The sequence below is a fragment of the Rhodococcus sp. DMU2021 genome, from assembly GCF_019641445.1.
Taxonomy (GTDB): Bacteria; Actinomycetota; Actinomycetes; order Mycobacteriales; family Mycobacteriaceae; genus Rhodococcus; species Rhodococcus pyridinivorans.
Window position 1 is genome coordinate 43,833 of record NZ_JAIFKB010000007.1, and the last position, 14,023, is coordinate 57,855.

The 14,023-nt window shown below is 69.4% G+C and carries 14 protein-coding genes; 7 read left to right on the plus strand and 7 right to left on the minus strand.

From position 1 onward, the window contains the following. Positions 1-14: 14 nt before the first annotated feature. The 3 genes from dinB to K3M35_RS12320 form a co-directional block, all read right to left on the minus strand. Complete coding sequence (dinB, locus tag K3M35_RS12310) at positions 15-1,271, minus strand: DNA polymerase IV (protein ID WP_006550488.1); 1,257 nt, start codon at positions 1,269-1,271, stop codon at positions 15-17. A gap of 57 nt (positions 1,272-1,328) precedes the next feature. Next, positions 1,329-2,720, minus strand: a complete 1,392-nt coding sequence (gene radA, locus K3M35_RS12315) for a DNA repair protein RadA (protein ID WP_006550487.1) — start codon at positions 2,718-2,720, stop codon at positions 1,329-1,331. 92 nt (positions 2,721-2,812) lie between these two features. Next, entirely contained in the window at positions 2,813-3,445 is a 633-nt protein-coding gene (locus K3M35_RS12320) for a hypothetical protein (RefSeq protein WP_220666479.1), read from the minus strand. A gap of 276 nt (positions 3,446-3,721) precedes the next feature. On the opposite strand from K3M35_RS12320, the gene carD reads away from it, so the two are divergent. Genes carD through K3M35_RS12350 form a run of 6 tightly spaced genes read left to right on the plus strand, consistent with a single transcriptional unit; the run spans position 3,722 to position 8,887 of the window. Continuing rightward, complete coding sequence (carD, locus tag K3M35_RS12325) at positions 3,722-4,210, plus strand: RNA polymerase-binding transcription factor CarD (protein WP_006550486.1); 489 nt, start codon at positions 3,722-3,724, stop codon at positions 4,208-4,210. A 25-nt stretch (positions 4,211-4,235) separates the two neighbouring features. Continuing rightward, positions 4,236-4,943 (plus strand): 2-C-methyl-D-erythritol 4-phosphate cytidylyltransferase, encoded by a 708-nt coding sequence (ispD, locus tag K3M35_RS12330; RefSeq protein ID WP_039583832.1) that lies wholly within the window; start codon positions 4,236-4,238, stop codon positions 4,941-4,943. 5 nt (positions 4,944-4,948) lie between these two features. Further along, positions 4,949-5,425, plus strand: coding sequence for a 2-C-methyl-D-erythritol 2,4-cyclodiphosphate synthase (gene ispF / locus K3M35_RS12335; RefSeq protein ID WP_037217226.1), 477 nt, complete (start codon positions 4,949-4,951; stop codon positions 5,423-5,425). A gap of 11 nt (positions 5,426-5,436) precedes the next feature. Further along, positions 5,437-6,831, plus strand: coding sequence for a cysteine--tRNA ligase (gene cysS, locus K3M35_RS12340; protein WP_006550483.1), 1,395 nt, complete (start codon positions 5,437-5,439; stop codon positions 6,829-6,831). Further along, a complete protein-coding gene (rlmB, locus tag K3M35_RS12345; RefSeq protein WP_006550482.1) occupies positions 6,831-7,799 on the plus strand; it encodes a 23S rRNA (guanosine(2251)-2'-O)-methyltransferase RlmB in 969 nt (322 codons plus the stop codon). The genes cysS and rlmB overlap by 1 nt, the downstream gene beginning before the upstream one ends. 44 nt (positions 7,800-7,843) lie before the next feature. Then, entirely contained in the window at positions 7,844-8,887 is a 1,044-nt protein-coding gene (locus K3M35_RS12350; RefSeq protein ID WP_220666480.1) for an alpha/beta hydrolase, read from the plus strand. A gap of 17 nt (positions 8,888-8,904) precedes the next feature. Here the strand turns inward: K3M35_RS12350 and K3M35_RS12355 are convergent, their stop codons facing one another. Then, positions 8,905-9,777 carry a biotin-dependent carboxyltransferase family protein gene (locus tag K3M35_RS12355; protein ID WP_220666481.1) on the minus strand — a complete coding sequence of 291 codons (873 nt, stop codon included), beginning with the start codon at positions 9,775-9,777 and terminating at the stop codon, positions 8,905-8,907. An 86-nt stretch (positions 9,778-9,863) separates the two neighbouring features. Here K3M35_RS12355 and mgtE point away from each other — a divergent pair, with 86 nt between their 5' ends. Continuing rightward, on the plus strand, positions 9,864-11,216 hold the full coding sequence (mgtE, locus tag K3M35_RS12360) for a magnesium transporter (RefSeq protein WP_024102862.1): 1,353 nt from the start codon (positions 9,864-9,866) through the stop codon (positions 11,214-11,216). A 30-nt stretch (positions 11,217-11,246) separates the two neighbouring features. Here the strand turns inward: mgtE and K3M35_RS12365 are convergent, their stop codons facing one another. From K3M35_RS12365 to K3M35_RS12375, 3 genes are read right to left on the minus strand one after another with little or no spacing between them, the layout of a single operon-like run. Next, positions 11,247-11,855: an allophanate hydrolase subunit 1 gene (locus K3M35_RS12365; RefSeq protein ID WP_064061070.1), complete on the minus strand. Its 609-nt coding sequence runs from the start codon at positions 11,853-11,855 to the stop codon at positions 11,247-11,249. Positions 11,856-11,880: 25 nt separating this feature from the next. After that, positions 11,881-12,639, minus strand: coding sequence for a LamB/YcsF family protein (locus tag K3M35_RS12370; protein ID WP_039583839.1), 759 nt, complete (start codon positions 12,637-12,639; stop codon positions 11,881-11,883). Positions 12,640-12,658: 19 nt separating this feature from the next. After that, positions 12,659-14,020 (minus strand): GMC oxidoreductase, encoded by a 1,362-nt coding sequence (locus K3M35_RS12375; RefSeq protein ID WP_308257073.1) that lies wholly within the window; start codon positions 14,018-14,020, stop codon positions 12,659-12,661. Positions 14,021-14,023: the final 3 nt, after the last annotated feature.

Sequence of the window (14,023 nt, forward strand, 5' to 3'; positions counted from 1 at the left end):
CCGGGTTTTCGCGTTCAGGTCTCCGGTCCGTCGGGGAGCAGCGGAACACCCGGCCGGTGGTCGCGTCCGAGCAACGCCGCGGAAGTGACCGCGCCCGCGCCGTAGCGGGAGTGCAGATCGTCCAGGACGGCATCGAGGGCATGCCGGTCGACGGCGCGGTGCTGCGTTCGCGTGTCTCCAGTACTGTCCCCGGCGGCCTCGACCGGCTCGTCGAACGGCAGCTCGAGTTGCTCGACGCCTTCACCGACGAGATTCGTCACCGCGATCCCGATGAGCGTGAGACCGCGCTCGGCGATGAGCGGTCGGGTCTGCTCGAGCAGGTCGTGCGCCGCCGCCGACAGCAGATCGGTGCGTGCGGTGGCCCCGGGCAGCGTGTGAGAGCGTGTCGCGCGGGTGTAGTCGGCGAAGCGCATCCGCAGGACCACCGTGCGGCCGAGGCGTCCGGCCCGGCGCATCCGCCGGCCCACGCGGTCGACGAGCAGTTGCAGCGTCTCGCCGACCGACTCGAGGCTGTGGGGTCCGCGGCCGAGCGCGTGCTGCGCGCCCATCGAACTGCGCCGCCGATGCCGGACCGGACGCGGATCGTGACCGATCGCGAGCGCGTGCAGGTGGCGTCCCGCCGTGCGTCCGAGCAGCGAGACGAGATCGGACTCGGAGTGGGCGGCGACATCGGCCACGGTCCGCAGACCGTGCGCGTGCAACTTCGCCGCCGTCACCTTGCCGACGCCCCACAACCGCTCCACCGGCAACGGATGGAGGAACTCGAGTTCGGCGTGCGGAGGGACGAGGAGCAGTCCGTCGGGCTTGGCCACCCCGCTCGCGACCTTGGCGAGGAACTTGGTGCGCGCGACACCGACGGTGATCGGCAGCCCCACCTCCTCGGCGACCGTGCGGCGCAGGCGTGCGGCGATGTCGACGGGTCTGCCGGCGATGCGCCCGAGACCGGAGACGTCGAGGAACGCCTCGTCGATGGAGATCCCCTCCACGATCGGTGTGGTGCGATCGAAGATCGCGAAGACGTCGCGCGAGGCCTGCGCATAGGCCTCCATGCGGGGAGGCACCGAGATCAGTCCCGGGCACAGGGCGCGGGCGGCTCGGCCCGACATCGCGGTGACGATGCCGTGAGCCTTGGCCTCATAGCTCGCCGCGAGTACGACGCCCCCGCCCACGACGATCGGTTTGGCGCGCAGCCACGGATCGTCGCGCTGCTCCACCGACGCGTAGAACGCGTCGAGATCGGCATGCAGCACCGTCGCATCGGACACGAACACATGTTCGCACCGGCCGCCGACACCTCGGCAGATCGGCGCTGCCGACATGTCCGCAGGTCAGCGTGTGAGGGTCGACAGTGCCTGCGCCACGTTGGACACCTCGAACTTCTTCATGCCCTTCGGGACACCCTCGACATCGCGCGGAACCACCCCGCGGTCGAAGCCGAGCCGGTTCGCCTCCGCGAGTCGGCGACCCGCACCGACGACACGACGGACCTCCCCGGCGAGACCGACCTCGCCGAGCAGCACGGTGCCGGCCGGGACGGGCTGGTCGCGTACGGCTGAGGCGACGGCGAGTGCGAGCGCGAGGTCGGCGGACGGATCGGTGATCCGCATACCGCCGACGGTGGAGGCGTAGACGTCGCAGTTACCGAGCCGGCCGAGCCCGCAGCGACGCTCGAGCACCGCGAGCACCATCGCCACCCGCGCCGAGTCGAGACCGCTCACGGCGCGTCGCGGTGAAGGATTGTGCGTGGGCACCACGAGCGCCTGGACCTCACCGAGGAGCGGGCGTTTGCCGTCCATCGTGACCGTGACGGCAGTGCCGGGCACGGCCTCGTCGCGGTGCTGCAGGAACAATCCCGACGGGTCGCTGACGCCGACGATCCCGTCCTCGGCAAGTTCGAAGCAGCCCACCTCGTCGGCGGCTCCGAACCGGTTCTTCACCCCGCGCACCATGCGCAGCGTGGAGTGCTTGTCGCCTTCGAAGTGCAGCACCACGTCGACGAGGTGCTCGAGGGAACGCGGACCGGCGACCGCGCCGTCCTTGGTGACGTGGCCGATGAGCAGCACCGGGATGCCGCTGGACTTCGCGAGGGAGGTCAGGGCGCTGGTGACTGCGCGGACCTGCGTGACACCGCCGGTCACGCCGTCGACGTCGGCGGCGAGCATCGTCTGGACGGAGTCGACGACCAGCAGCGTGGGCTTGACCTGCTCCACGTGCCCGAAGATCGTCGCGAGGTCGTTCTCGGCGGCAAGATAGACCCGGTCGTGCACGGCGCCGGTGCGGTCGGCGCGCAGGCGCACCTGACCGGCCGACTCCTCGCCGGTGACGTAGAGCGCGCGATCGGCTTCGCCGCGCAACGCCCAGCGGTGCACCACCTCGAGGAGCAGCGTGGACTTGCCGACACCGGGCTCGCCGGCGAGCAGGACGACCGAACCGGGTACGACACCGCCGCCGAGGACGCGGTCGAGCTCGGGGATGCCCGTGGGCTTCGCGTGGGTGGCCTTGCCGTCGATCTGCGACAGCGGGGTGGCCGGGGTGCTCGGCAGCACGGCGGCGGCACCGGCGCGGGCGAGCGAGGTACCCGACCGCGAGGCGACCGCGACCGGTTGGACGGGTGCTTCGTCCATCGACCCCCACGTTCCGCATTCGGGACAGCGCCCGACCCACTTCGCGACGGTGTGCGAGCAGTCGGAACAGCGGTAGAGGGTCTTGGTCTTTGCCACGGCCGGAGGATAGTCGGTCGCACCGACACCGGAGCGGATGCGAGGAGGGCCCGGCCGAGCTGTGCTCGACCGGGCCCTCTCGTAAGGAATTCCTAGTGTGCTTCGCCCACGATCGGCGAGAGTTCCGACTCGTCGCGGGGAAGCTCCGGTCCGGCGTCGACCGGCACGGACAGGGTCACGTCGCCGGCCTCGGCGAAGGTGAAGGTGACGGGGATCGTCAGGCCCGGACGGACACCCTCGGAAAGGTTCACGAGCTCGACGCTGTTGACGACGCTGGCCGGAGCGGGGGAGGGGGTCTCCTCGGTGCTGTTCGGACGCGGCGACTCGTCGACCTCCTCGACGAGGGCGGCGTTCGCCTCGGAGACGCCGGCGACCACGGAGGACTGCGGAGGGACCTCGATGGGAGTGCCCGTGACCGAAGCCGCGAAATCGGTGGAGATACCGGTGAGGTTGTCGCCCACGTACGGGTCGAGGTTGACGATCGTGAAGCCGAGCTGGGCGGTGCCGCCGGGCTCGATGCTGTACTCCTCGGAGTTCGGGTAGATCACGTGCACGTTGCGCAGCGCGAGGCTGCCGGCGTCCACGTTGGAACCGTTGATGGCCGCGACCTGCGTCGAGGTCTGGGTGATCTGACCGGCGCTGCACGCGGACATCGTGAGCGCCGCTCCCGCGGCAAGGGCGAGAGCGGTCACGACTCGACGAGTCGGCGCTTTGAGAGCAGTCACGGGTTCCTCCACTCGAGTAAGGCTCGCAATCCACTAGGCAGAGTAGTAGTTCCCGTGTGCGCTGTGTACGTCGGGGCCGGATCTCGTGCGGATTCGCGCGCGGAAGACGAGATCGACAGGCGCCCACGGGCGGGTGTGTCGGAGGTCACCCGATACACGGAAGCAACTGCCTGTCAAGCCCTACGCTCAGTGCTCGGTGCCCCTGACCTGCATCGTTGACGGGAGGGTGATGTGGTCACGTGTTAAACTGGGAGAATCGAAAGGGGCACGGGACACATGATTTTCAAGGTCGGAGACACCGTCGTATACCCCCACCACGGTGCGGCGCTGATCGAAGCAATCGAAACACGCACCATCAAGGGTGAGCAGAAGGAATATCTGGTTCTGAAAGTCGCGCAGGGCGACCTGACGGTCCGGGTACCTGCAGAGAACGCGGAGTACGTCGGAGTGCGCGACGTCGTCGGGCAGGAAGGCCTCGACAAGGTTTTCCAGGTGCTGCGCGCACCCCACACGGAAGAACCCACCAACTGGTCACGGCGGTACAAGGCCAACCTCGAGAAGCTGGCCTCCGGCGATGTCAACAAGGTCGCAGAAGTTGTGCGCGACCTGTGGCGCCGGGAGCAGGACCGCGGCCTGTCCGCAGGTGAGAAGCGGATGCTCGCCAAGGCACGTCAGATCCTCGTCGGTGAGCTCGCGCTCGCCGAGGGCACCGACGACGTCAAGGCGGAGACCATGCTCGACGAGGTTCTCGCCGCCGCTTCCTGACGCGCGAGACATCGGCAAACTGCACATGAGCGATCGCAACGGGCCGGTCGTCGGAATCCTTCCGGCGGCCGGCCGCGGTGTTCGCCTGGGAGAACCACTGCCCAAGGCGTTCGTGGAACTGGACGGCCGCACGATGCTCGACCGCTCGGTCGAGGCGATGCTCGCTTCAGCGGTCATCGATCGAGTGGTGATCGTCGCGCCGCCCGAACTGGCTGCGACGCCCGCGGACCGGCTCGTCGGCGAGTCGTTCGCCGACCGGGTCACCGTCGTCGCGGGTGGCGCCGAACGCGCCGACTCGGTGCGCGCCGGTCTTGCGGCGGCATCGGGCGCGCGGTTCGTGCTCGTCCACGACGCCGCGCGTGCGCTCACCCCGGCCGAGCTGTTCGTCCGGGTCGTCGACGCGTTGCGGGCCGGCAGCGACGCGGTGATCCCCGTCCTGCCCGTCGTCGACACCATCAAGAGTGTCGACAAGGACGGAGTCGTCACCGGGACTCCCGACCGGTCGACCCTCCGCGCGGTGCAGACGCCGCAGGGATTCGACGTCGAATTGCTCGAGCGGGCCAACCGCGACGCCGCCGACGCGACCGACGACGCGGGACTCGTCGAGCGGTTGGGGGAGCGGATCACCACCGTCGTGGGAGACCCTCTCGCTTTCAAGATCACCACCCCACTGGACCTGGTGCTGGCACGGACCGTGCTCGCGTCCGGCGTCCGCACCGAGAAGGAGATGTGAGCATCGTGCGTGTCGGCATCGGAACGGACGTGCATCCCGTGGAGGCCGGACGGCCGTGCTGGATGGCCGGTCTGCTGTTCGAGGGCGCCGACGGGTGCGCGGGTCACTCCGACGGGGACGTCGCTGCGCACGCGCTGTGCGATGCGGTGCTCTCGGCCGCCGGTCTCGGCGACCTCGGATCGGTCTTCGGCACGGGCCGACCGGAGATGGCCGGCGCCTCCGGTGTCGCGATGCTCGGCGAGGTACGTCGCCTGCTCGACGACGCCGGCTGGGTGGTGGGCAATGCCGCCGTCCAGGTGATCGGGAACCGCCCGAAGATCGGGCCGCGGCGCGAGGAGGCACAGGCGGTGCTGTCCGAGGCGCTCGGCGGTCCGGTCTCCGTGTCGGCGACCACCACGGACGGACTCGGGCTCACCGGCCGGGGAGAAGGTGTGGCGGCGGTTGCGACCGCACTGGTCCTGGCCCAGCAGGACGAGCGGTAGGATAGACGGTCGTGACCTTGCGCTTATACGACACCGAATCGCGGGCCGTGCGGGATTTCGAACCGCTGGTCCCCGGCCAGGCCTCGGTGTACCTGTGTGGGGCCACCGTCCAAGGCGAACCCCATATCGGGCACGTACGCAGCGGCGTTGCGTTCGACGTGCTCCGCCGGTGGCTCGCTACCAAGAGTCTCGATGTCTTGTTTGTGAGAAATGTCACAGACATCGAGGATAAGATCCTCCGCAAGGCGGCAGAGGCAGGTCGGCCGTGGTGGGAGTGGGCCGCGACCTACGAGCGGGCCTTCAACCGCGCCTACGATGCGCTCGGTGTGCTTCCTCCCTCGGTGGAACCTCGCGCGACCGGCCACATCACGCAGATGGTCGAACTCATCCAGCGCCTCATCGACGCCGGGCACGCCTACGCGGCCGACGGCGACGTCTACTTCGACGTGCTGAGCTACCCCGAATACGGTGCCCTCTCCGGACACCGCATCGAGGACGTCCACCAGGGTGAGAGCGCCGGACTCGGCAAGCGCGACCCCCGCGACTTCACGCTGTGGAAGGCCGAGAAGCCCGGTGAGCCGTCCTGGCCCACCCCGTGGGGACGTGGTCGCCCCGGCTGGCATCTCGAGTGCTCCGCGATGGCCGGCTTCTATCTCGGCGGCACCTTCGACATCCACTGCGGAGGCATGGACCTCGTCTTCCCGCACCACGAGAACGAGATGGCGCAGTCCCGCGCCGCCGGCGACGGCTTCGCCCGCTACTGGTTGCACAACGGCTGGGTGACGATGGGCGGCGAGAAGATGTCGAAGTCGCTCGGTAACGTGCTGTCGATCCCCAACGTGCTCGCCCGCGTCCGGCCGCAGGAACTGCGCTACTACCTGGGCAGCGCCCACTACCGTTCGATGCTCGAATACTCCGACGATGCGCTCGCCGAAGCGGCCGCAGCGTACCGGGGACTCGAGTCGTTCGTGCTCAAGACCCGCGACCGCGCGGGCGAGGTGCCCGTGGGCGAGTGGACCGAGGCCTTCGCCGAGGCACTCGACGACGATCTCGGTGTGCCCAAGGCGCTCGCGGAAATACACCGCAAGCGCAGCAAGGGCAACAAGGCGCTCGACAACGGCGATCTCGACACGGCCGTGCAGATCGCCTCGCAGGTCCGGAGCATGCTCGGCATCCTCGGTGTCGACCCGCTCGACGAGCACTGGTGCTCCACCGACGATTCAGGGTCGGCCGCACTCGCGGCACTCGACGTGCTGGTCGGCGCGGATCTCGAACGCCGCACGACCGCCCGGGCCGAGAAGAACTGGGCGGTGGCCGACGAGGTGCGGGACCGCCTCACAGCCGCGGGGGTCGAAGTGACCGATACGCCCAACGGACCCGAGTGGTCTCTGAAAGCAGGACAGTGATGGCAGGCAATTCCCAGCGTCGCGGCGCTATTCGTAAGGGCGGCACGAAGAAGGGTCAGGTCGTCGGGTCCGGCGGGCAGCGGCGACGCGGGCTCGAAGCGCGTGGCGCTACCCCCAAGGCCGAGGACCGGCCCTACCACCCCGCCGCACGGCGTGCCCGGGCCGCGGCCAAGGCCGCCGACCCGCGCGGTGGCGGTCGTCGTCCCGCGGCCGGTCGCAAGGCCGAGGACGGGCCCGAGATGGTGCTCGGCCGCAATCCGGTCGTCGAGTGCCTACGTGCCGGTGTGCCCGCGACCGCTCTGTACGTCGCCCTCGGCGCCGAGGCCGACGAGCGGCTCAAGGAAGCCGTGCAGCGCTCGGCCGAGATGGGCATCTCGATCCTCGAGGTCTCGCGTTCCGAACTCGACCGTCTGTCGTCGAACGGGATGCACCAGGGCATCGGCCTGCAGGTGCCGCCGTACCGCTACGCGCACCCCGACGACCTGCTGGCCCGCGCCGCGGAGAACCACGAGCGTCCGCTGCTCGTGGCCCTCGACAACATCTCCGATCCGCGCAATCTCGGCGCGGTGATCCGTTCGGTCGCGGCCTTCGGCGGCCACGGTGTGGTCATCCCGCAGCGCCGTTCGGCGTCGGTGACGGCCGTGGCATGGCGCACGAGCGCCGGTGCCGCAGCGCGACTGCCCGTCGCGCGTGCCACCAACCTCACGCGCACGCTCAAGGACTGGCAGTCCCGCGGTGTCCGCGTCGTCGGTCTCGATGCCGGTGGCGACACCAACCTCGACGATTTCGACGGCACCGATCCCGTCGTCGTGGTCGTGGGGTCGGAGGGCAAGGGACTCTCGCGCCTGGTGCGGGAGACCTGCGACGCCGTTCTCTCCATCCCGATGGCCGGAGACGTCGAGTCGCTCAACGCCTCCGTCGCGGCGGGCGTGGTGCTCGCGGACATCGCGCGGCAGCGTCGGGTCTGATCGAGTCTGCCCGAGCTGCGGTCGCGAGGGCCTAGTCTGTCCTCGTGGTCGCATCCCTGCCGTTCCGTACGAAGGTGTTCGCCTTCCTCGAACGCTTCGCCGACAAGTCCATTGCCGACGCGTCCGTCGACGAGATCCCGGCACGTCGTGCTGCGCGCACGAAGCTCCTGTCGTCCCCGGTCGGACGGCTGATCTCGGGCCGGACGCATCCCGGCGTGCGGATCGAGGACCGATGGGTCGATCTCGAGCACGAGGTGATCGACGATCTCGCCCCCGAGGACTCCCCGGTCCGGACCCGTCTGCGGATCTATCGGCCCTCGGCGCGAACGAGCGGTCCGCTGCCGGTCGTGCTGCTGTTCCACGGCGGCGGGTGGGTGCTCGGCAATCCGGAGCAGAACGAGTGGTGGGCGAGCCACACCGCCGCGCGGACCCCGAGCGTCGTGGTGTCGGTGGACTACCGGCTCGCCCCCGAACATCCCTATCCCGCAGCGGTGCTGGACTGCTGGGCGGCGTTCCGGTGGGTCGTCGCACACGCTGCGGAACTCGACGGTGATCCGTCCCGCGTCGTGGTCGCCGGTGACAGTGCCGGAGGCAACCTCGCCGCGGTCGTCGCCGACGTGGCCGGCCGCTCGGGTGGTCCGCTGCCGGCCGGTCAGGTGCTGATCTATCCGGCGACGGAGATGGAGGAGGAGTTCCCGTCGGAGCGGCAGTTCGCGAACGCTCCCGTGCTCACCTCCCGCGGTATGCGGGCGTTCGTGCGCCTGTATCTGGCCGGAGCCGATCCGTATGCGCCGACCGCGGCTCCCCTGCGCGGCACGCTCGCCGGTGCCGCCGTACCGGCCCTCGTCCAGATCGCCGGGCACGACCCGTTGCGCGACAACGCCGTTCGATACGCCGAAGCATTGCGGGCCAAGGGCGGCAACGTCGCGGAGACCGATTATCCCGACACCGTGCACGGCTATCTCAGCCTGCCCGGCATCTCTCCGCCCGCGACACACGCACTCGACGAGGCGATCACCTTCGTACGTCGGGTGACGGCTACCGACCCGACCGACGAGGACGACACCTCCGTGCCGTCACGCGCCTGACGGTCACCCAGCAGCGATCACCGTACCGGCACGAACCGCACCCGCTGTCCGGGACGCAGTTGCGCCGCGACCGGCAGATCGGCGGCGACCGCCACCGCGGCCACCGGATAGCCGCCCGTGACGGGATGGTCGACGAGGAACAGCACCGGATGCCCGTCCGGCGGTATCTGCAGCGAGCCGGGAACCATGCCCTCGCTGGGCATCTCCTCGTGCCGTGCCCGGTGCAGTCGGCCGGGACCGTGGAACCTGATACCCACCCGGTCGAGTTCCGGTGTCACCGTCCACGTCTCGTGGAACAGCGCCCGCAGTGATCCGGGCGTGAACCAGTCGTCGCGCGGGCCGGACCGTACCCGGATCTCTACGGGGTCGTCCATCGGCGGTGGTGGTGGGAACTGCTCCTCGTCGGGCAGGTGACCCGACATCGCCCCGACGAGCAGACTGTCGCCGGCGCGAACGGGTGCCGGTCCGGTGTGCGACAGGATGTCGGTGGATCTACTGCCGAGTACCTCCCGCACGTCGATGCCGCCGCGTACCGCGAGGTAAATCCGCAGGCCTTCGTTCGGGACGCCGATCCGCAGCACGTCGTCGTTGCGGAGGGTGATGCGCGCCCAGTCGCCGACCGGCCGGTCGCACACGGTCACGTCGGCGCGGGCACCGGTCACGGCCACGATCGTCTCGCCGACGCTGCGGACGGCGAGACCACCGCCGGTCACCTCGAGTGTCGCCGCGTCCGGCTGGTTCCCCACGAGCCGGTTCGCGGCGTCGTGTGCGCGCCGGTCGGCGGCACCGGACCGGGTGAGGCCCGAGGAACTGTAACCGGGACGTCCGCGATCCTGGACCGTCGTGAGCATTCCGCCGGAGAGCACCTCGAACCACGCCACGATGTTCATTCTCACTCACCGGCTTCGATCGCACGTCCGCACTCCGGCCGAACGATCGCGTTAGGTTGAAGATCATGAGGAAGGAGGTGACGATCATGGATGAAGCAGACGTCCGGGCGGCGACGACGCGACTGATCGAGAAGGCCGTCGAGGCCGACGACCTTCAGGCCGCGCACGACGCTGTCGCGGAACTGAGCGTCGAACAGGTCGTCGACGTGCTCGAACGGCTCGGTCGGACGGATCGAGCAGTGCTCTACCGGTTGCTGCCCAAGGACCGGGCGATCGACGTCTTCGAACAGCTCGACCCGAGCATGCAGAGCGAACTGCTCCGCGGGTTGCGCGACGATCAGGTGGCCGCAATCTTCGCCGACCTCGAACCCGACGACCGGGTGGAACTGCTCGACGAACTGCCCGCGACGGTCGCGTCGACCCTCATGCGCGGCCTGCCGCCCGCCGACCGCGAGGTGACCGCCACGATCCTCGGCTATCCGCAGCGGTCGATCGGCCGGCGGATGAGCCCGGCCTTCGTGTCGCTGCGGCAGGACATGACCGTCGAGCAGGCGATGGACGCCGTGCGTCGTCGGCTCGACGACGCGGAGACGGTGTACACGCTGCCGGTGGTGGACGACGGTCGTGTGCTCGTCGGGGTGGTCGGTCTGCGCGAGCTGATGACTGCGGCGCCGGGAACGGTGCTCGCCGACATCATGAACGAGCCCTACTGGGCGCGCGTGACCGACGACGCCGAGGAGTCCGCGCGCCGCTGCGCCGAACTCAAACTGCTGGCGTTGATCGTCGTCGACAGCGAGACCAGGTTGGTGGGCATCCTGACCGTCGACGACGCCCTGCGGATCCTCGAAGCCGCCGACAGCGAGGACCAGGCGCGCATCGGCGGTACCGAGCCGCTGCGCCGGCCCTATCTCGCGACACCCGTCGGGCAGTTGGTGCGCTCGCGGGTGGTGTGGTTACTCTTCCTGGCACTCGGCGCGACCCTCACGGTCCAGGTCCTTGAGGTATTCGAGTCGACCCTCGATCAGGTGGTCACCCTGGCGCTGTTCGTGCCGCTGATCATCGGCACCGGGGGCAACACCGGAAACCAGGCCGCCACCACGGTCACCCGCGCATTGGCGCTCGACGACGTGACGCCACGCGACATCGGCGGGGTGATCGCCCGCGAGCTCCGGGTGGGTCTGTCCCTCGGTGTCCTGCTGGGCTCGGTCGCGTTCGTCCTGACGTCCCTGGTCTACGACTCGTCGGTGGGCGCGGTGATCGGGCTGACGCTGGTGAGCATCTGCACCCTCGCCGCCACCGTCGGTGGTGCGATGCCGTTGGTGGCCAAATCGATCCGCGCCGACCCCGCGGTCTTCTCCAATCCGTTCATCACGACCTTCGTCGACGCGACCGGCCTGGTGATCTATTTCCTCGTCGCGAAGGCCGTGCTCGGTATCTGAGCGCAGCGGCGCAGTGGATCCGGGGACGGTTCAGATCGCGACGAAGCGCACCGCACATCCCGGTCGCAGCAGCGCCGCAGGAGTCCGGTCCGGTTGCCACAGCGGGGCATCGGAGGTTCCGATGAGTTGCCATCCTCCGGGCGACTTCCGCGGGTAGACGCCCGAGAACTCACCCGCCAGTCCCACGGCGCCGGACGGGACGGAGGTGCGCGGTGAACTGCGACGCGGCACGTGCAATCGAGAATCCCCGCCGGTGAGATACGCGAAGCCGGGCGCGAACCCGCCGAAGGCGACCGTCCAGAGGCCGCCGGTGTGGGCGGCGATCACGCCGTCCGCGCCGAGGCCGGTCAACTCGCCGACCTCTTCGAGATCGACGCCGTTGTACCGGACTTCGAGCGTCACCTCCTCGATGTCGACGTCGTCCCCGGACACCGGTGGGGTGGTGGTGACCCACTTGTGCACGACCTGCGCGCCGGTCTCCGACGGATCGAAGCACACCAGCAGTGTCCGCGCCGCCGGCACGAGATCGACGACGCCACGCGGCCGCTCGCGGTCGAGTGCCCGGAAGTGGGCGAGAACCTCGTCGAGGGAATCGAATTCGGCGAGCAGGGCGCTGTCTCCGGCACGAAGGATTTTCATCGGTGGACCTCGCGATGTCGGGCGTTCACACGAACGCCCGGATGTCGATCTTCTCGGCGTCGAGCCGGCGGCGCACGGCGACGGCCATCGCCGTGGCGTCGGGGGAGTCGCCGTGGATGCACACCGACTGCGCGTTCACGCGTATGTCGCTGCCGTCGATGGCGGTGACCACCCCCTCGGTGACCATGCGCAGGACCCGCTCGGCGACCTCCTCCGGATCGTGCAGTACCGCACCGGGTTCGCGTCGGGAGACGAGCGTGCCCTCGGGGGTGTAGGCGCGGTCGGCGAACGCCTCGGCGACCACCTTCAGTCCGGCCCGTTCGGCCTCCTCGAGGAAGACGGAGCCGGGCAGTCCGAGGACGGGCAGCGAGGCGTCGTAGGCGCGTACCGCATCCACGACCGCACGGGCCTGTTCGCGGTGATGGACGATCGCGTTGTACAGCGCGCCGTGGGGTTTGACGTAGCTCGCCGACGAACCGGCCGCCCGGGCGAGACCGTCGAGCGCGCCGATCTGGTAGATGATCTCGGCGGTGAGATCCGCCGACGGCACCTCGATGAAGCGGCGGCCGAAACCGCCGATGTCGTTGTAGCCGACCTGGGCACCGATCCTTACCGCGCGCTTCGCGGCGCCGTGGCACGTGTGCAGCAGTGTCGCCGGGTCGCCGGCGTGGAATCCGCACGCCACGTTGGCGCTGGTGACGATGTCGAGCATGGTCTCGTCGTCGCCGAGACGCCACCGGCCGTAGCTCTCGCCGAGGTCGCTGTTGAGGTCGATGCGGGTCACGACCCGAGTCTATGCCCGCTCAGAAGACCGTTCCGACGTCGCGGACGACGATGTCGTCGAGGGCGCGTTCGACGACGGCGGCGATCGTCATCGACGGGTTGCACGCGGCGGTGTTGCCCGGCATGAGGGCTCCGTCGAGCACGTACAGCCCGCGCTGGCCGAACACCCGGCCCTCGAGATCGCACACCGTGCTCATGCTCGCGCCGCCGAGCGGGTGCCAGGTCGACGGGACGATCGAGTTGGTGTCGGTCAGGATGCTGCGTTCGCCGGCGATGCGGCGCACGGTGGGGTCGATGTGACCCGTCTGCAGCACCGCGTCCCCTTCGTGCGGCCAGCGCAGGACGGCGTCGTCGCGAGCGGCGTCGTAGACGAAGTGCCCGCGACCCTCACTGACGCCGTAGCCCACCAGTACGGTGCTGCGCATGTCGATCCCGTAGAAGCCGGGAATGGAGGCCTGGATGACGGTGGACGCGGAGTTCGGGTCGTCCCAGTTCTTGCTGCCGTAGACGACGGGACCGCCCTGCACCGCGCCGAACTCCTCTTCGAGGTTCGTCCAGAGGTAGATGCGGTCGGCGTTCGAACCCCAGCCCTGTCCGACGCCGTCGGGCAGGTCGGAGATGAGATCCTTCGCGGCGGCCTTCATCAGCAGCCGGGTGGTGTTCATGGTGCCCGCAGACAGCACCAGCGCGTCGGTGGTGAGGATCTTGTTCTCGACGACGGCACCGGAGGTGTCGATGTGGTTCACGTGCACCGTCCACCGGCCGTCCTTGGCACGCTCGATGTCGGTGACCTCGTGTTGCGTCGCGACGGTGACCAGACCGGTCGCCTCGGCCTCCGCGATGTAGGTGACGTCGACGGAGTGCTTGCCGCCGTTGTTGACACCAATCGCACCCGAACCGTCGGTGTAGGCCGGGGCCATCTCGTCGCGGAGTTCGGCGAGCGCGTAGTCCCAGTCGATCGGCATCGGGATCTTGTCGATCGGGAAGCCGGCCTTCCGCGCACGGTCGGCGAAGATGCGCGAGGTCGCGTAGTTGGGGCTGTCGACGAGTTCGTCGGGCGCCACGGCCAGGTGCAGCATCTGCGCGACGCGCGGGTAGTGGACGCGGTCCATGCGCGCCCAGTCGAGTTCGTTCGGGAAGTGGGCGTTGAACACCGCTTCGTCGGGTTGCAGCGTCATGCCCTGGTAGACGAGCGACCCGCCGCCGACACCGGCGGCGCACAGGGCCGTCATGTTCTCGCCGACGCACGCCTCGACCAGACCGGTGTAGGGCTCGAAGGCGAGGTGACGACCGAACACCTCGGGGTTCGACCGGTGCCACAGGAACCGCTTGTCGGGGTTGTCGATGCGAAGGAACGACGCGTGACGTGCTGCACTCTCCACCCC

What these genes read in the sequence shown, in the direction of transcription:
- carD (WP_006550486.1), top strand. Translation starts at nt 3,722, where the DNA reads ATGATTTTCAAGGTCGGAGACACCGTCGTATACCCCCACCACGGTGCG.
- ispD (WP_039583832.1), top strand. Translation starts at nt 4,236, where the DNA reads ATGAGCGATCGCAACGGGCCGGTCGTCGGAATCCTTCCGGCGGCCGGC.
- rlmB (WP_006550482.1), top strand. Translation starts at nt 6,831, where the DNA reads ATGGCAGGCAATTCCCAGCGTCGCGGCGCTATTCGTAAGGGCGGCACG.
- K3M35_RS12355 (WP_220666481.1), bottom strand. Translation starts at nt 9,777, where the DNA reads ATGAACATCGTGGCGTGGTTCGAGGTGCTCTCCGGCGGAATGCTCACG.
- mgtE (WP_024102862.1), top strand. Translation starts at nt 9,864, where the DNA reads ATGGATGAAGCAGACGTCCGGGCGGCGACGACGCGACTGATCGAGAAG.
- K3M35_RS12365 (WP_064061070.1), bottom strand. Translation starts at nt 11,855, where the DNA reads ATGAAAATCCTTCGTGCCGGAGACAGCGCCCTGCTCGCCGAATTCGAT.